The organism is Candidatus Zixiibacteriota bacterium (genome assembly GCA_040753495.1).
Lineage (GTDB): Bacteria > Zixibacteria > MSB-5A5 > GN15 > PGXB01 > DYGG01.
The window spans coordinates 1-22,451 of sequence record JBFMEF010000065.1 but is presented as its reverse complement, the minus strand read 5'-3'; the positions used below and the strand labels follow the sequence as shown (position 1 = coordinate 22,451).

14 protein-coding genes are annotated in these 22,451 nt (G+C 50.3%); 1 reads left to right on the top strand and 13 read right to left on the bottom strand.

Annotation, left to right across the window (positions count from 1 at the left end; all coding sequences use genetic code 11):
• The 10 genes from AB1690_04440 to AB1690_04395 all read right to left on the bottom strand — a co-directional run.
• Positions 1–527 (bottom strand): hypothetical protein (locus tag AB1690_04440; protein MEW6014551.1); only part of this gene is annotated, 527 nt, incomplete at its 3' end.
• A 24-nt stretch (positions 528–551) separates the two neighbouring features.
• Positions 552–3,314: a PorV/PorQ family protein gene (locus AB1690_04435; protein ID MEW6014550.1), complete on the bottom strand. Its 2,763-nt coding sequence runs from the start codon at positions 3,312–3,314 to the stop codon at positions 552–554.
• An 18-nt stretch (positions 3,315–3,332) separates the two neighbouring features.
• The gene (gene porU / locus AB1690_04430; protein MEW6014549.1) at positions 3,333–7,169 is read right to left on the bottom strand and encodes a type IX secretion system sortase PorU; all 3,837 of its coding nucleotides are present in this window, start codon (positions 7,167–7,169) and stop codon (positions 3,333–3,335) included.
• 422 nt (positions 7,170–7,591) lie between these two features.
• Complete coding sequence (locus AB1690_04425; protein MEW6014548.1) at positions 7,592–8,998, bottom strand: tryptophanase; 1,407 nt, start codon at positions 8,996–8,998, stop codon at positions 7,592–7,594.
• A 49-nt stretch (positions 8,999–9,047) separates the two neighbouring features.
• Positions 9,048–10,070 carry an asparaginase gene (locus AB1690_04420; GenBank protein ID MEW6014547.1) on the bottom strand — a complete coding sequence of 341 codons (1,023 nt, stop codon included), beginning with the start codon at positions 10,068–10,070 and terminating at the stop codon, positions 9,048–9,050.
• Between the two features lie 130 nt (positions 10,071–10,200).
• Entirely contained in the window at positions 10,201–10,851 is a 651-nt protein-coding gene (locus AB1690_04415; protein ID MEW6014546.1) for an exosortase C-terminal domain/associated protein EpsI, read from the bottom strand.
• A gap of 63 nt (positions 10,852–10,914) precedes the next feature.
• Complete coding sequence (locus tag AB1690_04410) at positions 10,915–13,728, bottom strand: hypothetical protein (protein ID MEW6014545.1); 2,814 nt, start codon at positions 13,726–13,728, stop codon at positions 10,915–10,917.
• A gap of 402 nt (positions 13,729–14,130) precedes the next feature.
• Entirely contained in the window at positions 14,131–15,381 is a 1,251-nt protein-coding gene (locus AB1690_04405; GenBank protein ID MEW6014544.1) for a glycosyltransferase, read from the bottom strand.
• 15 nt (positions 15,382–15,396) lie between these two features.
• Positions 15,397–16,422, bottom strand: a complete 1,026-nt coding sequence (locus AB1690_04400; protein MEW6014543.1) for a glycosyltransferase — start codon at positions 16,420–16,422, stop codon at positions 15,397–15,399.
• A 27-nt stretch (positions 16,423–16,449) separates the two neighbouring features.
• Positions 16,450–17,607, bottom strand: coding sequence for a glycosyltransferase (locus tag AB1690_04395; GenBank protein ID MEW6014542.1), 1,158 nt, complete (start codon positions 17,605–17,607; stop codon positions 16,450–16,452).
• Between the two features lie 180 nt (positions 17,608–17,787).
• On the opposite strand from AB1690_04395, the gene AB1690_04390 reads away from it, so the two are divergent.
• Positions 17,788–19,986 (top strand): heparinase II/III family protein, encoded by a 2,199-nt coding sequence (locus AB1690_04390; protein ID MEW6014541.1) that lies wholly within the window; start codon positions 17,788–17,790, stop codon positions 19,984–19,986.
• Between the two features lie 35 nt (positions 19,987–20,021).
• On the opposite strand, the gene AB1690_04385 is transcribed toward AB1690_04390, so the two are convergent.
• From AB1690_04385 to AB1690_04375, 3 genes are all read right to left on the bottom strand, one after another.
• Positions 20,022–20,996 (bottom strand): glycosyltransferase, encoded by a 975-nt coding sequence (locus tag AB1690_04385; protein MEW6014540.1) that lies wholly within the window; start codon positions 20,994–20,996, stop codon positions 20,022–20,024.
• Positions 20,997–21,593 carry an acyltransferase gene (locus AB1690_04380; protein MEW6014539.1) on the bottom strand — a complete coding sequence of 199 codons (597 nt, stop codon included), beginning with the start codon at positions 21,591–21,593 and terminating at the stop codon, positions 20,997–20,999. It abuts the gene before it with no gap.
• A gap of 24 nt (positions 21,594–21,617) precedes the next feature.
• Positions 21,618–22,451 (bottom strand): GNAT family N-acetyltransferase (locus tag AB1690_04375; protein ID MEW6014538.1); only part of this gene is annotated, 834 nt, incomplete at its 5' end.

Here is a 22,451-nt window from a genome sequence, read left to right as displayed (position 1 = left end):
GTTTGCGGAAGATGGTACACCGAGTCGCTCTGCCGGGGGTAAACATCCCATTCCAGGACTAGCTTCCCCTCGGAGACGAAGAAGTAATAATAGGCAAGCGCCTCAAGATGTTTCTCGAAGTATTCGCGTCCGTGCGGCGAGGGGTCAATCATGTGACCTTCTTCATTCTGGAAGGTCAACGTATCGCGCATGTCGAACCGTCCCCGGCCGGTAGTATTGGGGTCATCCGGTATTTCATAGACGAAATCAAAGCGGAGGGCAAGGATTCTGAGAGTATCAATGTCCGCCTGCGCGCCGGACAATTTGGGAAGACTCCAGGGATTGTCCCTTTCCCTTTGGAGAAGATTCCTGGGCGACGCCTGCGAATGAAATCCGGACTGGACTATTCTCTGGTCACTCTTATCGATATTCCGTTTCTGCAGCCCGGAGGGGACCAGCAGTTTTCCCTCTCTGCCGGAAACCGGAAGCGACACCAACAAGAGAAGAACGATACCGGATAGAAATCCTATTTCGAGTTTTAGTTTCAATGCTCTGCTCCGATAGTGGCGATTTTACATATTGATAGTCAAGGCAAATCTCATCGTATTCGCCAGCGGGACCTGGTCATTGGACGGTATATAGGCGAAATCAAAGCGGAAAAGACGATATGCCAGACCAAATCCCAGAGTCGGCGTCTTTATTTCGCCTTCCTGGTCATAGATATATCCGCCGCGGAAGGCGATGAAACTGCCATACCAGTATTCGGCTCCGCCGTTGAGCACGACTTCTTTAACTTCCTCACTGAAGCCGTCACTCATACCGACCAGAGACTTATTCGCTTCGATAGTAATCAAAGCGCGATTGTATGATGACTCCAGCAGTTTCCAGGCGAAGCCTACCGCCAGATTGCGCGGAAGAGGGTCAGCCTGAGAGACGTCGATATAAGAGATATCCGGTCCCAGGTTGGTAACGGCGACGCCCAGATTCAGCCGCGGATGCAGTTTATAAAGCAATCCCACGTCCAGGGCAAGTCCGGTTGAGGTGCCGCTTCCTTTTTCCTTGCCGGCTCCGATTGACGACAGGTGCGAATAAATAACCCGCGCCGAGAGTCCGCCGCTCAAGGATGGTGACAGGGCGGTACCATAAGAGAGGGTCAGGGCGATATCGAAGGCGGAGAAATCCCCCAGGTCCCGCCCGCTTTCATCGGTACGGGTGATATTTCCATAAGAGAGGAAAGTTACGTTTCCGCCGACTGTCCCCCACCCTTCGACGCTCTGCACATAGGAGAAGAATTCATAATAGATGTCGCTGGCTAATTCCGGCAGCCAGTTGACATGCATCATGGTAATCTCCCGCTTGCCGCCGGCTTTAATCAGAACGCGGTCGCCGGCTGCGAACCACATATTGTTCCCCCGTTCGGCAATGGAATTGGTGCTGCGCGCCCCCAACCCCTCCGCATTATAGCGCGACCAGGCGCCGTCATAGACAATAGTCCCGCTGGAGGTGGCAAAAAATATTTTCCCTTCGAAGGGACGAATCTGATTTATTTCAGAACCGGCGGGATTGGCGTATAGCTGAATTTTCTGTCCCGCTTTAATGGTGTCGCTCGCCAGATGGTTGACCTGACGGATATTCTCGGCTAATCTTTCGGCGCGAAGGGTATCCCCTTTCAATCTTTCCAGAGCCAGGTCTATTACCGCCATATCCTTTTCGGGAATATAATGGCGGTAACCGTACCGTCGCCATTCCCGCCCGTCAAAGCGCAGCAAGCCAAACTCAGTACCTATCCAGACATTCCCCTTGCTGTCTGCCTCCATATCGGTGATACGGTAATTGATACCGGCGGTAAAAGGAACCAGAACCATTCTTCCGACCGGCGGCTGTTCCTTGGGCGCGGCTTTGAGCGTATCGGCAGCGGCGGCGGAGTCGGTCTTGGCGCCTTCATGGGGCGGCATCTTCACCGGCGCGCCGAGCATATTCCGCTCGACAAATTTGACAATATATGCTTCTCGCTCTTCGGGTGTCCCGAATATCTTCATCCGGTCATAGAATGAAGAATCGCTTTCCCCGAGGACATCATTATACTCGTAGTAATTCTTCCAGTATGTTCCGTTGAAGAAGTAGAAGTCGCCGTCAATCATCACCCAGGCTTTGTTATTATCGCCGGCGGTCATCGCCTGAATCGGCTTCTCGGGAAGACCGAAAGTCTGATTATAGTAGGTAAAGGCTCCGGCTTCATAAACCACCAGGCCGATATCGGTGGCCAGAAAGGCTTTTTTGCCGTAGATTTTGACTTGCCGAATGTTATTGGTCGGCAGCCCTTCACTCACGCTCAATCTCTGCCAACGCTGTCCTTTGAGACGATACAAGCCCGACTCCGCGGCGACCCAGAGATAATCGTCATCGGCGGCGATGTCATTGATAGCGCCTTCGAAATTTATTTCGTACGGTACGATTATTTCTGATGGGAGAATTTTGCGCTTCGATTTCTGAAGCGCAAAGAGGATGCGGTCGGCTTCCGATTCATTCAGTACCGAGTCTTTAAGACCATCGCGGGACAGGTCAGCCGCTTTATCCAGGCCACTCCAGTCAATCAGGCATTGGTTGTAAGCCGACTGAAGTTCGGAGAAAGCGCTGTCTATATCGCCGCGGGCTTTATTTACCTCGGTAAGGCGCGACATTACCTGTTCTTTCAGACTGTCCAGATATTCTCGGGGACGCTGGTTATTGGCGATGGCAAGTTTCTCGATCAGATATTGCAGTCTCTCGGGTTCAATTTCTCCCGCCAGACCCATGCTTTGCCTCAAGACTGATTCTATATTCTGTTCGGCTTTCGGCTCGACTATCTCGCCCAGGGTCATCTTATCACGACTGCTTACCAGAGCGCCTTCATAGACATTTGTCTGCGACATTGCCGCACCCATCCCATATCTGCTTGAGGCAGAGGCCGTGTTGCCGGCAAGTTTCTCGCCTAATTCGAAATTGAATTTGACCAGCCCCAGCTTGGAGAGAGCCCAAATATCATAGCTCTTGTAATCTTCTTTGAATGATTCATTCTTCAGAATAGCCATTTTCTTTATAGGCTGCAAATATTCCGGGACTTTGATTTCGAACCATTTGCTGGAAAGGGGGTATGTGCCCAGTCCGGCCGGATTCCAATGCGTAGTCGTCGCATCATCAGCTACCGCAACGAAAGCCTCACCCATTCCGGCGGCGCGGGCTCCCGCCGCAATTCTCAAGAATAATACTGCGGCGCTGGAGACATTGCCGTAACTGTCGGCGGCGACTCCAAATGTCAGGGTCAAAATTATCAGGATGGCGAATGATTTTCGCATCGAAAACCTCCAAATATATTAATTAACAACAACTTTTCCCACGGCTTCGACCACCTCGCCAGTTGCCTCCGAGGCGGCGGTAACTTTATATAGATAGACGCCGTTGGCGACACGGTCGCCAAGGTTGTCGGTTCCATTCCAGCGATAAAATTCGTGATAATCGGCTCTGAGATAATCGCGGCTTATCTCTTTTATCTTTCGCCCGGAAAGAGTGAATATTTTAAGACTCACCTGTCGCGCCGGGCCGGTCAGACTAAAACTAAAAAGGGTCTCATCTGACATCGGGTTGGGATGATTCAGCAGTTCGGAAATCATCATTTTATCCGCCGCCACCACTTCCGCTTCAAATTCTTCCACTCTGGAATTGTTGGCGTTATCCCATACTTTGATACTGAAAGCGTGTCGGCCGGCCGCCAGGGCGCCGATATCGGCAACAATCGTTCCCTCCGTATAACTGCCCGGATTATACCGGAACAACTCGGTCAGGTCGCGCATATTTTCAATTTGATTATCGACGGTGAGTATTATGCCGTGTCCCGAACCTCCGATTAGATTAATACCGGATTGGTCCTCGATTTCTATCTCCAAGGGCTCACCGGAGCGGATTTTATCTCCGGAAACGAAATTTGTCCTGTCTCCGAATCTGACGGCAATGGAGGGACCGACAGAGTCAGTCACGGGGTTAATATGGGGCGAGACCGGAAGGGAATCGGCCAGAGTAAAGGCATCAGATGTGGGGAAAGCTCCATACACCGAAATTTTGGCTCCTCTCCCTCCATAACCGATATCAAGCGGCGCAATAAAGGAGAACTGGAAGCGGCCATCGGTCACCTCGGCGGTGCCGCGGTAAATCATTGAACCGGCCAGGGCATAGTTGACGATATCAGTAATTTGCCCGGAGCTGTTGACCACTTTATAACTTTTCTCGATTTCTGAATCATAGACAAAGATATCAATTGTCCCGTCAACCGCAACCCTATTCCCGGTCAGGGAGTCGATAATTTCGCCGGAAATGTCATGGCGCCGCAGCGCCATCAGAGTGTCGGGCAGCGACGAAAAATTTATCTGATATTTCGGCACACCCAGTTTCAGGTAGGGGTCGCCAAAGAAAGCGTAGGTGCGGTCGTTTCTGATAGGGCGAGGATATCCGGAACTGTACTGGCGAATCAGCTTTCCGGCAAAGAAGGCTTCACAGATAGAGAGATTTCCGCCGCCGAATAGGACATCAAAAATCTGCTGATTAAAATCGGAGTTTTCGCCGGCATAGACCAGGCGGGTGGCGGCAACGGTGGCAATGGCGCCACCAGCGGGATAGCGAAGCAGATCTTCCGCCATGCCTTCGCGGGTGGGGTCATCAAAAAATCCAATGGAGCAGGAGGCGGTAAAAACCAGGGTGAGCCGGTCGGCGTTTTGCAGCCGCGGCAGGTCAGTGTTGCGGTTAAATACCCGTTCGTGCGCCCAGGTATCGGGATTGCCGTGCCCGGCGTAGTTTATCGCCAGGGTGCCATTGTTTATGCTGCGCACGATGGCATCATTGACCAGCGGCTTCTGGCGATTGGAATCGAAGGGGTAATCCCAGAGATAAATTTTGTTGCGGTAAAAGGCGGGCGGCAAGTGATATCTCTGAAGCTCTTCTGTCTGCCGCGTATGAAAGGACTCAGTATCGTAGGTGCCGATTTCATCATCGGCAACAAGCGTTACGGTCGCGCGCCAGGGACCGAAATTGGAGGATGACTCATAATGGCGGATTTTGTTCATAATGATGTTAAGTTCCGAGACCGACTTGACAGGCCATCGGGCAATCATCATATCATATCCCCGGTCCGGCAGATAATAGGATGTGTCGCTATCGAGCAAGCCATAAAGTCCAAAATAGACATAGTTGTCGTCGGAAGCGGTAGAGTCGTACGGATGAATATAGGGCGGCAGCAAATCGACCGTGGCGGTGGAGAGATTGTTCTCAAAATCGTAATTGCCATCTCCGACCAGGAGGACCGCTGAGGGCGCCGGAGAGGGGTAATTTTCATAGGCAAATTTGAGAAAATCTCTTATCGCGGTAGGGTCATTCAAACCATACGAAAACTGGTTTAAGATTTCTTGAAGGGCAACCATCTTTATGGTAATGCCGGAATTCTGCTCTCGATACTGACGGTACTCCTGCAATGCCGGCAGGAAAGCCGATGGCGCAATCAGTAAAAGGTCCGCCTGAGAACCGGTATTCATCAGGTCGGGACGATTGTATTTCGTAATTCTCAATGGCTGAATGGCTTTGCCCGGTGGACATAAGTAGAAACGACTGAGAAAATTTTCCCCTACCGCATACTGAAAGCGGAGAGTATCGGCGGCGCTGGGCGCGCCGAATATGAGACGCGGCGCCTGGGGGTTATTGAGGTCGAAAATCAGCGGCGGAGAATTGAAATTGTCGGCGATATGAAACTCCGCCAGACGAAGCGAATCGCCGAAGGCAAAGTCAAGCAAATCACCCGAAGGAGCGAGGTTGCCGTCGTACGATATCTCGCAGAAATCAAAAAAGGGCGGCGCATCAAAATTGGGGGTCATCCCCAGGGCTAGACGGTTAAACCCGGGAAAGAGTCGGTCGGTGTTGAAAGTATACTCAGTCGGGCTGGCATAAGTCTGCTGTGCCAGAATATTATTTACCATCAAGGTTGTGCCGGCCGTTCTGGCGGCAATACGAACTTTTGCCGACCGGTTCAGTATGGCGTTAGGCACCGAGGCAAAAAAAGTGAAAGCGCCCTGGTCACTCCAGTACCAGGTATAATAGTCGGCGATTCTGGTGTCATTCTGATACATTAGCATCTTGTTCTGCTCAAAACGGAGGAAGAACTTTCCCTCAGTAACAACAGTGTCCGGCGTCGCATCCGGATTTCCGTTAATACTGTCGATTCTTGCCGCAGGCTGGCTGAAAGTCCCGGCGGTTGTGAGCCAATAGCAGTTCTCAGCGGTATAGGGGTTTGCCAGAAAAACGGGGGCGGATTCGGAAGGATACCGCCAGCGGTCGGCTCCTTCGGCAAAAAACAGAAAGTAATCAGCGGCATTGAACAGCCCATCACCGCCGTCAAAGATTAGCAGCGATATCTCGCTAAACGTCGGTCGGGGACGATTATTCAGCACCGGCAGCGGCTCACCGCCGCCGTTGAACAGCCGCAGGTCGTCACTGCGCAAGTTGGCGAGAGATAATCCGGCAGCCTGAAGATTCTGACCGGTCACCCGCACAATCCCTTCGCGATTGATATCTATTCGATACCAGGTATCCGATGGCTCAAAAGGGTTCTGGGCAATTTTGGCGGCGGTCTGCGGCATCTCATTTGACCAGGCAATCATCTGTTCGTAGTTGAGCACGGTCTGCGCCCAGATTTTCTCAAACGTCGGGCTCATTCTGGTCCACTCGTCATCTAACGCAACTTTATTGTCCGGATGAAAAGAAATAGCCACGTCTATGCTTCGATAAATTTGACCCTGCTGAAAGGGGTAGATATTGACGGTGGCTAGGTTGAAGCCGCGGGAGCGAATTGGCGGCAGAATCTCCACGATACCTTTGCCGGCATCATATAACGCCGGGGCGGATGGGGACGGCTGAATCGGGTCAGACCCGCTGGCTGAAAGCAAAATCGGCTGCTTGCCGGCGGGGACCGCTATAACCACGGAGCGGAGCATAGTTGCGCCCGCCACCTCTGGCGCAAAGAGCAGATATTTATCCGGCTCGGAAAGGTGAAGTTTAAAACTAATCAGGTCTTTGCCTGATGACACCAGCTGGAAATCAGAGAGAGGTTCCGAAGTGACAGAAGAGAAAACTAAGACAGAAGCGAACAGAAGAAGGATAATAATCTGGGTCATAAAGAAACCGGGTCACTCAACCCGGCCCTTAACCCGGCAGGATTAACAAGCCGATTTTCGGTTAGAGGGCCGAAGAAGTATCTAACTTTTCCTCATTTTCAAAAAACAATAGTCCTTTAACCGATTAATCGATAGATTTTCTCCTTCTCTTAACTTATATAATCTCAGTCAATATATAAGGTTCCCAAGATAAGTCAAGTCAGCTATTGTATATATGACACTGACTTTATCGGTTTGATTACGCAAATAATTCGCCAGAATCACTTACCAGCAGAACCAATTGCTCAATAGGCATATTTTTCAACGACTTAGCAGTCTTCCTTAAACGCCGTCTCAGTCCAGACACCCATCAGGTCGGCAAAATTCTGCATATTATTAGTTCTGGCCAGACAGACGCAGAGATTGCACCTTGGCCGCTCTGACTATTTCACGGAGACTCCCTTGGGGGTTATTTCTTCCAGCTCCACGGTGAAATGTCTCAAATATGTCGCCTGTCGAGTAATTTTGAAACCGCACAATTGGTCTTTGCGGGAGGAAATCTTGGCGACAATATCCGCCACGTAGTCGAGGTGGGATGCGGTATAAACCCTTCGCGGTACCGCCAATCTGACAAGTTCCCGCGCCGCATGAATTTCTTCGCCCGTATTTGGGTCGTATCCCCCGAACATCAAAGAGCCGATTTCGACCGCCCGTATTCCTCCCTCACGGTACAGCTCCACGGTAAGAGCCTGCCCGGGAAACTGACGGTGCTGAATATGCGGCAGGAATCGAGCGGCATCAATAAATATGGCATGTCCGCCGGTAGGTTTGATAATCGGCGCTCCCGCCTTTTCCAGAGTCTTTCCAAAGTATGCAATCTGTCCGATGCGATATTCAAGGTAGTCCTCGTTCAGCGCCTCCTCCATCCCGACGGCAACGGCATCGATATCGCGCCCTGACATTCCACCATAAGTTGGGAAGCCCTCGATAATAATCAGCAGTTCGATAATTCTGCGGGCTAAATCATCGTCATTCAAGGCGGCGAATCCCCCCATATTTGCCAGACCATCCTTTTTGGCCGACATCAGGGCGCCATCGGCGTACGAAAAAAGCTCCTGGGCAATCTCTTTTATGCTTTTATTCTGGAATCCCGGCTCATATTGCTTAATGAAATAGCAGTTCTCCGCATAGCGGGCGCAGTCAAAAAAGAAGAGTATGCCGTGCTCTTTGCAGAGGGCCGCGGTCTCCCTGATATTAGATATCGAAACCGGCTGTCCCCCCATGGAATTGTTGGTGACGGTCATAAAGACTGCCGGAATTCTGCTGGCGCCTTTCTCTTCAATAAATCTTCTCAATCTCAATGTGTCCATATTCCCTTTGAAAGGGAGTTCTTCATCACTGGAGGCTTCGGGACAGGGGAAGTCAATCGGGATCCCCCCTTTGTGCGCTACGTTGGCGCGGGTAGTATCAAAATGGGTATTGTTGGGGATATAATCCCCTTTCTTCAGAATAGAGGTGAACAGAACATTCTCCGCGACTCTTCCCTGATGAGTTGGAATAATATGTTTCTTTCCGGTAATTTCCCGAACAATGGCTTCGAATCGGTAGAAAGAGCGGGCGCCGGCATACGACTCGTCCCCCATCATAAGCGCCGCCCATTGCTGATTCGACATTGCCCCGGTGCCGGAATCGGTCAGGAGGTCGATATAGATATCCTGTGCCTTGACTTTGAAGATATTATATTTCGCCGCTTGCAGCACCTCTTCCCGTTTTTCGCGCGGCAGAAGCGCTATTGGCTCCACCGCCTTGATTCGGAAAGGCTCCGCCGGATGTTTGAATCTATCCATCATTGTCTCCTATAGTTCCCAGAAAGACTCTATTCTAAACTGTCGAATGACTTTATCTGCTGCTCGCTGGCGTTTTCACCAGCGCAAAATCCGCTACGATTCTCCCCGTAAGGATTTTCCGATAATTTCTGATTTCAGGATTGTAGAAAGGCTGAAGTTGCGGCGCTTGTTCGACCTTTAGCAATCCCAGCTGCTTTAGCACTTCGATGCAAACCGTATATAACGCCCGCGGATTGCCATCTTCTATCTTGACCGCGATGCCAATAGCCGGCTCGGCGAAGCCGATTCCCTGAATCGCCTCTGCACCCCCTTTGCAAATGACATTGCCCGAAAACGTCCGCATCAGCGCCAGGTCAAACCGTCCTTCACCAGAGAAAATCTCCGGAAATTCGGTCATTGCCGCTTTCACCAGCTTCAGTCCGGCATTGATATCCGTGTCGCCGCCGTCGGCAGCCGCAAGTTTGTTGAACGCAACCGCGGTGTGACGCAGCGGCAGTCCAAAATTAGGCGCCGAACAGCCGTCAATCCCTATCAGGACCTGACTCTTGTCAACGCCGTACATCTTAGCCGCTGTCTCCAAAACCATTGATTGCGCCTCGGAGCGGACTTCCAGATAATCTTCGATATTCTTGCCCAGAAATTTTGTCAGCGCCAGGAATCCGGAATGTTTCCCCGAGCAGTTATGCCGCAGCGGGTCAAGATGCTCACTGTTTTGGGGGTACTCCCCGTTCATCTGCATAAAAAGCGGCAGATGTACCCCACATTTGAGGCGGTCCGGTGAAACATCGATTCTATCCAGATTGGCCAGAACTACTACGCGGTGGTGGTCGGTGCCGGCATGGGAGCCGCACATTATCGACAGCTGTTTGGGATTGAACCCGAAGTGGTCTGCCGCCCCGGTTAGAATAAGCGGCAGTACTTGGAACGGCTTGGCGGAAGAACGGACAAAGGTGAAGAAATCAGGGTCGCCGACATAATGGGTCAATTCCCCTTTTCTGTTGACCACAGCGACAGAGCCATAATGAACCGACTCTTCCCTGTCCCCTCTGAATACTTTTGCGACCAGCGCCGGCATAGAGCTCCAAAATATCAATGCTGGTTTAAGATATATAATTCGCCGCCAATGTCCACAATAAAAGGGACAGACCGGCCGTGTTGCCTACCCGGACAAAATTGGTTTTGATATTTGCGAATAATTCGGAGGGTCAGGCGCCGGAGGACCCAAAGGGGAGGGCTTGTTGAAGGTACGGGTGAAGTTCCTTCAGGAGCGCCACCCCACGCCTGGCAGCGGCATCAATATCGCCGTCGGGAGCATCCACGGTCAGGCGAACAATGGCAATGTCGTTGGGCCGCAGCAAAAGCGAGTTCCTAGCGCGGTCGAGCAGAAGCATATATTCATTGCGGAAGATTCCCATACGACTCTGATACCAGTACAGCACAACCGAGCTGTGGGATTTGCTGGCGATAAGCATATTATTTATTACCATTGACGGGCGTCCCGGCAGTTCCACTTCCAACGGCGAAATCTTCTCGATTCGCCACCCCCCACCCGGCAGGCAGTGCTTGGGAGAATGGACCGAACCGCCAAAGCGCTGAGATTTGAAATAGGCGATGAATAGCCCGGCGCGCGCCCCTGTACTGGAGACAAAATCCCGATAAGTGGTGGTGTCGGCGTTCAGGATTTCATAGACTTCTTCGGTGAAGAATTTTTCCTCTCCCCAGTAACCGCCGACTTCGTTTGGTATCAGATTGAAGTCCGGTCCCCGCTCCGGCATATTGGCGCTGAAACGGAGCAGATTGCCGAAAAAACCTCCGACAATCAGGATTCCGATGACCAGAAAATATTGGGACTTCATTGGCGCTGTTTAAGTGCTTTTCATTGAGATGCCCGCCGCAATGACAGGGGCATCCCTTTAAATTTATCGAATTAACAGAATCTTTCCTCGCATATCGGTTCCCTCAATCTGCCATAAATAGGAGCCGGAGGCAACCGGATTTCCGTCAGAATTTTTCCCGTCCCAGGTTACTTCCCCCCCGATAATATTAGTGAACTGACGAATAATAGCGCCGGACACCGACATTATCATAAGACTGGAGCTTTCCGGGATTTCGGTGAAGGTCGCCATCTGCCCGCGCGACGGTTTGAATGGGTTGGGGTAGGCATGCACCGCCGGCTCGATGGTGAAGGATGCCACATCGCTGTAACTGTAATCATTCGCTTTAACTCGCCAGTAGTAGGTGGTATTTGCCGCCAGTGAAGAATCTATCTTCCAAGCCGTCGAGGCTTTCGCCGCATCCTGAGGAACCGCCGGCGAAAGCACGGCGGTTGACAGGAAAAAAGAATCGGTTGCTACTTCAAAGAAGAAATTCACATCCCCTGGAATCTCAAGATTGCGAACCATCAGAGTCGGTTTCGTCGTGTTCACAACGGCGTGGCTCACGGGACTTACCAGGACTGCCTGAAAGTCATCTTCCCCGAGCGAAATACTGTCCTGGGCTCTCGCCGAAGGGACATTAGACAATACCGAGGTATTGCCGATTTCATCGAGGCTCTTGATGGCGAAGTAATATGTCTGTCCCGGCGTCAAGCCGCTCATCAGCACCGACTGCGAGACACCGGCCGACATCGGCACTGGCTCCCCGGTAAAGGGAGTGGCGCTTGCCCAATTGCCGTCGGAGATTGCCGATGACGAGTAGCGCAAATCATACTGGTCGGCCGTGCCGATATAGCCATCATCGCCGGGAGCGGTCCAGCTGAGGAAGACCTCGCCGGCATTGAATCCCGGCGCGGCGCCGAGGTTATTGATCCGACCGGGGGCGACAGAATCGGCGACGTCACTTCCCGCCGTATTTTGAAGGGTGATATTGACCGATTTGGCATTCCACCGCACCTGATAATTTGTCAAGGTGCTGTCGGTTCCTTTTTTCGCCTTTATCCGGAAAGGATTGAAATTGGTGGAATCAGCTGCTCCTACGGCGGCGTTGCACTCCCACCAGTAGGTGACATCGGAGACCAGGCGGCCGCTGCCGCCAGTGGAGCCCTGAGCCACCACGGCGTTGTAGTTATTAGTGACCCAGACATCGGCGTTGGTCACCGGCTTGCCGTTATTGCCGATGACATTGACCTGCAGAGTGACGCGCAGTCCGATGCTCAGGGAATCAGGTTCATTATCATCCATGAAAATGGATGTGTCGTACATATTACCTTCGAAATTGCCGTTGCGAATCACGTTGTTGTACGCATGGTGCGTTGCCCCGGCGCCGTAACCGACATAGAAAGTGTAGTTGTCGTTGAGATTTCGGCCTCCGGTATATGCCCGATAAGTGCAATTGTCCATTGTAACATTGCCGCCATGTCCGTTGAAAAATCCCCAGCGTATCGCCACACTTTCCGATTCAAAGATGTTGTTGCGAATAACGATATTCGGCAGATTCATATGAAATTCATCAAACATGATACAGGCGCCATGGGCGTTGCTGGTTCCATAATGGGGAATAAAACCGGTGGTATAGTACATTTTGACATGGTTGCGCTCGATTATCAGGTCGCTGCCGGGACCGGTCAGCCGAAAACCGGACATAGGTCCGATATCGATAGCCGAGGTATTGCGAACCGTATCACCGATACAGACAATAGTATTACTATCCACCCAGATATTAGACCAGTTTGCCTGACGAATCAGGATGCCGTTAACCGTTGCCTCTTCGCCGTCGTACCCCTGGTGCACAATCATGTCGTTGCCATAGATATAAAGGCAGCTGTCGGGATGGCGGAGATTCATACCGTCAACTTCGGAAATAAAAATCCCGCGACCGCCAAGAAAATCGGTGCCACTCCGAATCCTATTGTTGCGGATTTTGACACGAATCGCTCCCGGGTCGCCACGGACCGAGATGGCGTATCGTTGCGCCGCGGACGTTGGAAAACTGCTGCCCAAATCATTGCGGCCATCAACCACGATGTAGTTGTTAAAAATGTCCGCGACCGTATGTGAACCATTAATATAGAAAGCGGTCCAGTGGGCGCAAATTGTGGAGCAGTTCCTGATGGCGATATGATAATCAAAGTCGGTCCAGGATGGGTCAATAACATTGTGCGAGGCAGAGACAATCATCGCGTTATCAACCCAGTACTGGCGGTCGCCAAAGGAACGCATGCTGTCGTCAAATTTGCAGTTATTGAAAAGGATATTGTAAGTGTTGGCGCCATCATAAAGAATCTTACTATTGCGACCAAATACCCGGAAATAGACATTGTCATAGGTGATATTTCGTCCGCCGGAACCATGCCGCACCGCGGCAGCCCAGGTATGCAATGAAGGGGTGTTTTTAACCGTATCCGGCGCATTATGAATAACGAAACCGTTCTTGACCAGAATATTATAAATGCCGGTGGCACGCAGATTTAGCCCGATCGGTCCTTGCATCGGTGACGTGCCGGTGGTGCCGGTGTAGATTACGCCGAAATTGACCCTCTTGTTATTCAGGTCCAGAACTACATCGTGCACGTTGGAACCGAAAACAATCGCATCCCGGTCGGCCGAGAGGTTATCCACATTGACAATGATCGTATCAAAGTTGTCGGCCGTGGTGATAGTATCCGGCAATGATGTAATATATCGTATTCCCGCATTGGCCGGGGAAACCATCAGTATAACAAGCGCCAGCATTGACAGACCGGCAGTCATTCTGCCCGCTTTCCACCGGGACAATCTATTAATCGGGCTGTGCATCCTACCTCCTTATTCGATTCAAAGATCAACTTGCCGGGAAATCAAGAAAGAGACTCCCGTTCCTCTTTATACCCTTCATCTCATCTTAATCGGTAAATTATTTGGCAACTAAAATGGTTCTGTTTTTCCGCACAACGACAAGACGAAGATATGACCAATCTGCCGCACCAAAAAGATACGGCTGTTAATAACGAGCTTGCCAACAATATGAAAAAATTATAGTACATCACACAAGTATTATTTCAAAAAACGTGCCGTCCCGCAGTCATTGCAGCAATTTCCTAAGTCGATAAGTGTCAATCTCTTGCTTATTATTACGTTATCTTCATTCCCTGAAAAAATGTGCGAAATCCCCGATTTGTTCATTTTATGAACGGCTTTGTTGTAGTTTCTCCGACTCCTTTATTGCTTGCTGTACAGGCTCAAATCCAAGGGCGAAAGCGCCTCCTCCGGGTGGTAGTATTCACACTCGGGGCGATTGACTTTTGCTACCAATGACCGGGTCCAGGGCTCACCCCGCTCGGCCGCTATTGCTTTTAGTGTCTCCTCGATTTTTGCCGTGGATATTTTCGGAGCGATATTGTCCAACGCCCATTTACGGGGTTGAAAGCTCCTGTAATTATCGCGAAACCAGAGCAATGTCTCAGCCAGCTTTTCCCGGCTGGTCAGGCGCCCCGTAAATTCGTTGATATAAGAGGTCCCGATGGCGAGATTTTCTTCCATCGCCAGCGCCGGCACATTGGCAAAAAAACCTTCAACAATAGCCTTATTAGCCCCTTCCTTCAGACTCAATAAGGCATTGACTTTCGACTTATTCAACAGGCGGTTGACTTCAACCGGCGGCAGTTTCTCAAAGAAGTCAATCCTATCGCGAACGCCATAATATTCGGCCAATTCTTCAATATCTTTTTGCAGGCGACCCCAAGGTCCACCGATAAGACAGACGCGATAGCCGGGGTCGTTAATTTTTTCCATAGCCTCAAAGAGAAGGTAATGCCGCTTAATATCCCCCCATAATGCCACCATTATGCAGTCATATTCCTTGGGAAGGCTCAAGTCTGTAAAAACGCGGTCATCGACCCAACTGTTGGAACCGGTCTCAACCGGCACCAGGCTGCGGCCGGCTCTCATGATAAAGTCATAGTCCGTTTTATGCGGGCATTGTATTAACGATTTAGTTCCTTTCAGCTCCATAAGACTCAACACCTCGGCTGTGCAATACCCGGAAAAACTCGGCTCAATCACGAGGTAATAATCCTGCATGATTTTATTGAGGTCGTATCGGAGCATTACTTTGGCGGCGGTATCACTGTATTTCATTAACAGCACCCCTTTTTCCTTACCCCGGGGCTCTTTCAGTTTGAAAACCCGTCTTTCATATATCCGGTCAACATATATTCTCTTGGGGAAGAGTCTGGTGACGACCTCCAGCGAATTGAGATGGAATTTTTTATAGATGCTCTCGATAAAAAGCTGCCTTCTCAGCTTGCGGGTATTGCGGTGTGACCGCATCAGCAGTCCCATCGCTTGCGTTCTGGAAAAAGGCAATAATGTCAATGCCAAAGTCATTAGAAGAAAGCTGAAGAGTTCGCTGGCGGCGATGCTGAAGCGAATCTGCGTGGTGAGGACCCGGAACATCATTTTCAATTTCATTGAATATTCTCTGCTTTAAGAATTTTGAGGCAAGCGGAGCCTTCTCAAGGCGATATAATCATCATATATAAAATTCTCAATAGCCTCCTGCATGGAAATAATTCCTTTCAGACTCATGGCGTAGTCGTATCCGGCGCGGGTGACCCGTTCTCTTTCGGCCTGGTCCTGATAAATCCGTTCCATTGCCTGGCGCAGCGCCGCAACATTGCCGGGAGGCACAATCACCGCGGCGCCTTCCGGCAGCACGTCATCCACCCCGGGGCCCGATGATATTATAACGCATTTTTTCAGCGCCATTGCCATCAGATAGACCGCAATGCCGGCCTGAGTGATGATATCTTTCTTTATTGGAATCACCACCATTCGTGAATTGGCCATTATTTCCACAAATCTCCCGACGCTGCCGTCGTGACGGACTATTTCCACATTCTCGGGGGCCGCTTTTTCATCGAGAAAGGAGCCGTGCCGCTGCAGTTCACGGTTGTCCACCGTTACGATTTTGACCGGCAGTCGGTTCTCTCTGACCGCATCAAATAAGGCGTTAAAATCGCGGCGGGACTTTCCCCCGCAGAAAATGTACCCCGCATCCGCCGTGGCGGTCTTTTGAATAAGATTTAGGGCATTGACCTTGTAGGGTACATAGACAAATTTCTCGCCCGGGATACGGTAATGAATTTCGTACCCTTTATTATTCCTGCTGTAAACCAGAAAGCGATACGCCCGTCTCAAAAGCAGAATCTTTATTAGTCGATTAATTTTTTCTTTGAGATTTTCCGGTTGCAGCAGAAAGAGGTCAAGAGTCACCAGACGACAGCGGTTAAAAAAGAAAATCAGTTTGAAGAAGGCCAGAACAAAAAAGTCGAAGGAATTGAAATTCAGAATGATATAGTCGCAGGAAAAAGATTTCAAGAAAAGTCGAAAAATACTGAAGACTCCTATATCTTCCTTGGGATAGGGAATCAGTTTAACTTTCAAACCTTTTCCCGATGCCCCATCCAGGCCGATAATATTGGAGATAATTCTTATTTCTGTCCGCGCCATTTCAGTATCCGGGAGTCATTTTCTTTCTCAACCATTTTTTATCCGAGAGTAGAGCTCTTCATGCTGACGCACCATCTTTTCAACGCCGTATCTTTCCGTCGCCAGCGCTCTCCCTTTATTCCCCAGTTCTTTGCGAAGAGGCTCCGATTCGAGCAGTTCCGCCAGCGATTTAACGAAAGCCTTGATATCTCCGGCAGGGAACAGCTTGCCGCTGTCACCGACCGCCTCGATATTGCCGCCGACGGCGGTGGCGATTACAGGAAGTCCCAATGCCTGATACTCAATAATAGCGTTGGAAAAACTTTCGCCGCCTGAGGTCAGGCAGGCTATATCAAACGCCGGAAGGTATGGCGCAATATCGGGCACTGAACCGGTCAACCTGAAAACCTCGGATATGTTTTTCACCCGAATTCTTTCTTTCAGGGAGTCCTCCAGAGGTCCCTCGCCAATGACGACAAAACGGGCAGCCGGATATTTGGCGGCGATGACAGCGGCGGCATCGATGAAAAACTCGATATTTTTTTCAGGACGAAGATGCGCCACCATTCCGACCAGAAGGTCGGAATCACCAACCTTCAAGAGTTTTCGCGCCGCCTTTCTTGAGAAGTCCGTTACCGGGGGAAAACGGCTCAAGTCCAAACCGTTATATATTACCTCAACCTTATCAGGTTCGATTTGCTCGTAATTGACAATTGAGTCTTTGGTGGCTTCACTATTGGCGATATATAATCTGGTAATATGCCGCAGCAGGCGAAAGACGCGGAGGAGATTCTTTTCATTCCAGAAGCCCGGTCCGAGATTCCGCCTTCCCGCGACTATATTCTTAATTCCGGCCAGTCTCCCTGCCAGAGCCGCAAAAATGTAGGCATCATTGAAATAGGTCTGGATAATTTCTATTTCATTCTGACGGCAGTATTTGCGGAAGCGCAACATCTGTCGCAATGTTCCCGGGCTGAGAAGTCGCTTCGCAGGGAATACTGCCACCGGTGCCTCCAGATGTCCCTCGTGTATCCAGGGGGTATCGGCCAGGGCGGCGAAATGAGGGTTGAATCGGCTGCGGTCGAGATTCTTGACAAGCATGAACAACTGCCCTTCGGTCCCCCCATAAGCGCCCGGAATCTCATCGATAATGAAGAGGATATTGATTTTGCGGTTTGACCTGTCTTTAACATCATTCCCGGACATTCGATTTCCTTAAATTAACTCTGACAGCAAGGCAATGATAAGATTTTGCGGGCGGATAGTCATTATATTAATTTATCGGATGTACCTCTCTATTTTTCCAGTCGGCCGGTCAACGAATATAGCTGTGGCGATTTCATTTTCTTGACTCCAATACGCCGTTTCGATATCATATGATTGATTATGAAGATTTCCCCCATAAACGACGCCACCCTGCAGAGTGCCCTGTCAAGTATTACTCGTAGATTGAAAAAGGGACCGGCTGAACAAAGTGATTTAACCTCGCTGGCGCAGCATCTTCGCAACCCCGGCAAGCTGTACTGGCAGCCCGAAGGAGCGCATTCCGCGATATTTAAAGCCCGCTTTCCTGAAGCGACCGAAATTGTCAAGTCCGCAGACCTGATTTGCCGCGGTGAAATAATATTCTGGCATCCCTGGCATATGGAAACCTCCGTCCAGCCTGAAAAAGTAGGCAAGAAAATAAACTGGCTTAATGTGCCTAACGGGGATGATGAATGGCGTCACTCGCTGATGCGGTTTTTCCATATCTTCGACCTGGCGGCCGGCTTCTGCCTGAACAATAATCCTGAATACCTCGAATTCTTGACCGACCATTTAGCCAGTTTTGCTGACTCTCGGAAGAAACTGCTACGCAGTAATAAGACCAACCGCCTTGATGCCGCCGTTCGTCTGTTCAATCTTGTCAAAGCATTTGACTTAATTAAAGAGCACAAGGAGTTTCCCGATGAGGCAGTCATACTCCTTTTTTCTCTAATACTGGAGGATGCCGATTTTCTTTGCGACGGTCTGGGGCAGAAAGTTGGCAACTGGGAGTTCTTCATTGTTACTTCCCTGCTCACTGCGGCCGATTATCTGGCAAACCTGAGCGATACCGAACGGTGGCATACAAAGGGATTAGAGCGGCTAAAAGAGATTTCCGTTACCGAAATTTTGTCAGACGGCATGCTCATTGAAAAATGCCCGATGTATCATGGCGAGGTTATATTGACGCTGCTTGATTATATCGCCATTCTAAAGGTCAATGATATCGTCGTGGACCGGGACCTTCAGGCGCTGACCGAGAAGATGATAGATGTTCTGATTTCTATGGCAGACCCGCAGGGGAAAATTCCTCAAATCGGCGATTCGGACGCTTTCGATCTTGAATACATTATCAACTTCCGTAACGCAATATTGGGCGACATTAAAAAGATTGATGCGAAAGCGAACACCGAGCGCTCACTTATCACACTGCCGGCAACCGGCTGGATTATTAGACGGTGGAAGACCGATGACAATAAAGACGGGTATCTTTTATTTGATTATGCGGCTCGTCCTCCCGAAAGAAGATATTGGCATTCTCATGCTGATGAACTTCAGTTTTTGATAACCACCTCCGAAGGCCCCTTTCTGATTGACCCGGGACGTTTTACCTATGCCCCTATTTTCCGCAATCCGATTCCCTTTTTCAAAGGCACCAAAAAATTCAACGCGTTTAAGAAATTGATATATCACTCTATTCATCCCCGGTTCAAAGAAATCAACAGCCGCAACTGGCGACGGTATTTTAGAAGCAGTGTCAGCCATAATACTATTTCGCCAGATGGCGACGATTTCGGAGGGTATGAAGCCTGGAATTCCCGCCCTCCGGAAATGACAGTCCTGAGCAATCACTCCCATGGACCGCTTCTGCTTCTTGGCGCGAAACTAACCAATTTTAAGAGCCGTTCCGATGAGGTTCAGCATACCCAGGAGCGGTATATTATCGGATATCTTCCTGACATAATCGCCATCTATGATATAGTAATCGCGCCGACACTTCATCAATGGCTCTGCTCATACCATCTGGGGGCAGGTCGGCGCGCTTCCCTGGACGGTAATACCGTGAGGGTCAAAGTTTCAGACAGGGAGCACCATGTGGCCTTCTATTCCCCTTCCGGCGCCGAATATTCTCTGCGTATCGATGACGACTGGCTATCGCCGTTTTACAATACCAAAATTCCGGCGCAGACAATTCGCGCCCAGAGCAAGATTGCAGATAATTTCTCCCTATTGACCGTGATTTCGATGCAGTCTTATTCCAGTCAGGACAAGCCCTTTGAAATCCAGTGCCAGGATTTTGAGCCGGGGGACAGTCCGGCGCCGCTTTCCTTTCTGATTAAACTCAGCCGGGGAGAATCGGAACTGCATATCGGTTTTAATGCCAGCGGAGTGAGGCGGAAAATCGGACTGTTTGAAACCGACGCTTTGCTTGCAATCGACCATATTGACAGGGACGGTAAGCGTCAGGTCGGTTTTCTGCAGGGACGGCATTTCAGCTTTGGCGGCAAGCATCTGCAATCTGATGGCAATATTATAGATAACTTCCCCTTAGAGATTTAACAGAAGTCGCGGATATCGGCTCTGTTCGAGTGACTCTATCTGAACCGGTTCTTGAATCGGCGCAAGCCAATTATCATCCCTTTGGGGAAATATGTGGCCGTAATATACAGCGGAAGCACTGCCGGACGATAGCCGTGCTTATAACTGAGACGGAATTCCTGTCGCGCTTTGGGAAAGTCATTTTCGCGGAAGAAATAGAAATGCCCCAGGTCAAAGTGACAGCGTCCTACCCGTAAAGCCAGTTCGCGCCGATATCTGTTTTCAAATTCTCCATTTCCGCGGTAAGCCTTTTCAAACAATGTCACCCGGCTGAGGTACGGCACGATAGTCTTGGGACCATCCGAGAGGGTATGCTGACGGCTGCGCGTCAATATTTCGTCTATCGCGGCAAATTTGCAGTGGCGCGACATCCGCAGCCAAAGGTCTCTATCCTGTGCCCGTGGCAGAGCCTCATCAAAGAGTCCTTCCCTGAAGAGGCATTCTTTCTTCACCAACACACTGGAGAGGTTGACAAAATTTTCATCGATGAAGAGAGGATAGAGCCTTTCTTCAAATATTATTAGCGAGCCTTCTCTTATCTGTTTCTGGAGAGGCATCATATTCATGGTCTTAAAATAGTCGGCTTTGACAATCCCGGTCTCATTGAACCAACAGGCATTGGTTACAAGAAGGTCAATCTCGGGATGCGCTGTCACCGCGGCTACCTGCTTTTCCAACTTATTTTCCGTCCAGAGGTCATCGGCATCCAAAAAGGCGACCCAGTCGTAACGAGCCTGGCGAATTCCGGCATTGCGCGATGCCGCCCGGCCGCTGTTTTTCTGGTGAATGTAAGTTATCTTATCGAGGTAAGGATGGACCACCTCCGCGGTATTGTCGGTAGAGCCGTCATCAATAACAATTATCTCAAACTGTTTGAAAGTCTGAGCCAGGACGCTTTGAATGCAGTCGGCAATGTAGCGGCCATGATTGTAAGTCCCGATGACAACCGAGACCTTGATGCTGCCGTCCATTTAAGATTCTTTCTCGGGAGCGGACGTCTCCGGCTTGTTTTGCTGCCCGCGGAAACCGATAACCCGTGCCGGATTGCCAGCCAGAATGGAAAAATCTTTGTACCTTCGACCGCTGACAATCGCCCCGGCGGCAACCACACAACCTTTTCCCAGATGTGTTCCCGGCATAATGAAGGCATTGGCGCCTATCCAGGTATCATCTTCGATAACCACCGGTTTGAATTCCGACCCTTGATCGTATATGGGAACATTGGGGTCGGCGTAGATATGGTTGGAGGTCCAGATTTTCACTCCGGGACCGAGAATGACATAGTTGCCGATAGTAAGTCCGCCGGCCGCCTGAATGGCGCAGTCAATCCCCATGGAGCAATTGGAGCCGATGGTCATGAGCTGAGGATTCCTAATATAGAGCCGCTCCAGAAAGAGAGTATTGGGACCGACCGACTTGATCCACTTGCGGTAGAATCTTCCGCGAATGGTATAACCGATAAAACTCGGAATCCATGCCAGAATAGCCTGCGTGTAGAGAAAACGCCGCCCTTCCAGGTCGCGCTTGAATTTCCTCAAGGTCGAAAGGAAATTTATTATCTTCCGCATATTTGGTAAACCTGCCGTAGCCTGCTACCGTTTTCGCCTTTTCGCGAGCACCCAGTCTTTCAATTGCTGCGCGTATCTGTTACGATATAATATATCGACCAATTTCGAATATCTAAAATCATAGAAGACCTGCGCCGCTTTCTGACGCCAGCCGCCCGGGTAAATTATAAGGCGGCGACTCTGTCGCACCCGATTGGCAAAGCGGTCTTTGTACCCTTCATCCCCGCGGGCAAAATCCAGTTCCACAATCCCTCGGGATAGGGCATAATCAAGATGATATCTCAGAATTACCTGCCCGGGCGATTTCTTAGCGTAATCCAGATTAAAACAGGTCTTATAAAAATACAATTTATTCCCGTACTCCAGACTAATATACAGCGCCAGGAAATGGCTGTCCAGCGTCAGGCTGGAAAAATGAATCCAGCCGCAGGGATGCATCTTTTCCACCACCCGCCGATAGAATTCCGTCATTGACGGATTGCGAAAATAACTCGGCGTGGGAGTCCCCTCCCAGCGCTTGATATGCTGGTTAAAGAGGTCATCAAGACGGGAAAGCGCCTCATCACGGTCGGTATATATATTGTATCTAAAATCCCCCTCTTTTTTGAGCCAGTTCACATAACTGGTGATATTTCGCTTGTAATACATTTTCCTGGCCGCTTCCGGGTCCTCCAGAGTCATCGCCGGGCATTTGTCGGCCGGCTCCACACGGAATGACAGCCCTTGATTTTGAAACTCCTTTGAAAGCAGTTCGAAGCTGTCATCCTGTTCCGAAATCTGGTCAAATACAGCCAGCTTCCATTTACCTTTGAGTTGCCCAACGAAAGATGCCAGCAGGGCGGCCGCCTCCGGGTAATC

Bases quoted from the DNA above. Each gene is read 5' to 3' on its own strand.
- AB1690_04435 (MEW6014550.1), bottom strand. From the start codon at position 3,314: ATGCGAAAATCATTCGCCATCCTGATAATTTTGACCCTGACATTTGGA.
- porU (MEW6014549.1), bottom strand. From the start codon at position 7,169: ATGACCCAGATTATTATCCTTCTTCTGTTCGCTTCTGTCTTAGTTTTC.
- AB1690_04425 (MEW6014548.1), bottom strand. From the start codon at position 8,998: ATGATGGATAGATTCAAACATCCGGCGGAGCCTTTCCGAATCAAGGCG.
- AB1690_04420 (MEW6014547.1), bottom strand. From the start codon at position 10,070: ATGCCGGCGCTGGTCGCAAAAGTATTCAGAGGGGACAGGGAAGAGTCG.
- AB1690_04415 (MEW6014546.1), bottom strand. From the start codon at position 10,851: ATGAAGTCCCAATATTTTCTGGTCATCGGAATCCTGATTGTCGGAGGT.
- AB1690_04410 (MEW6014545.1), bottom strand. From the start codon at position 13,728: ATGCACAGCCCGATTAATAGATTGTCCCGGTGGAAAGCGGGCAGAATG.
- AB1690_04405 (MEW6014544.1), bottom strand. From the start codon at position 15,381: ATGAAATTGAAAATGATGTTCCGGGTCCTCACCACGCAGATTCGCTTC.
- AB1690_04400 (MEW6014543.1), bottom strand. From the start codon at position 16,422: ATGGCGCGGACAGAAATAAGAATTATCTCCAATATTATCGGCCTGGAT.
- AB1690_04395 (MEW6014542.1), bottom strand. From the start codon at position 17,607: ATGTCCGGGAATGATGTTAAAGACAGGTCAAACCGCAAAATCAATATC.
- AB1690_04390 (MEW6014541.1), top strand. From the start codon at position 17,788: ATGAAGATTTCCCCCATAAACGACGCCACCCTGCAGAGTGCCCTGTCA.
- AB1690_04385 (MEW6014540.1), bottom strand. From the start codon at position 20,996: ATGGACGGCAGCATCAAGGTCTCGGTTGTCATCGGGACTTACAATCAT.
- AB1690_04380 (MEW6014539.1), bottom strand. From the start codon at position 21,593: ATGCGGAAGATAATAAATTTCCTTTCGACCTTGAGGAAATTCAAGCGC.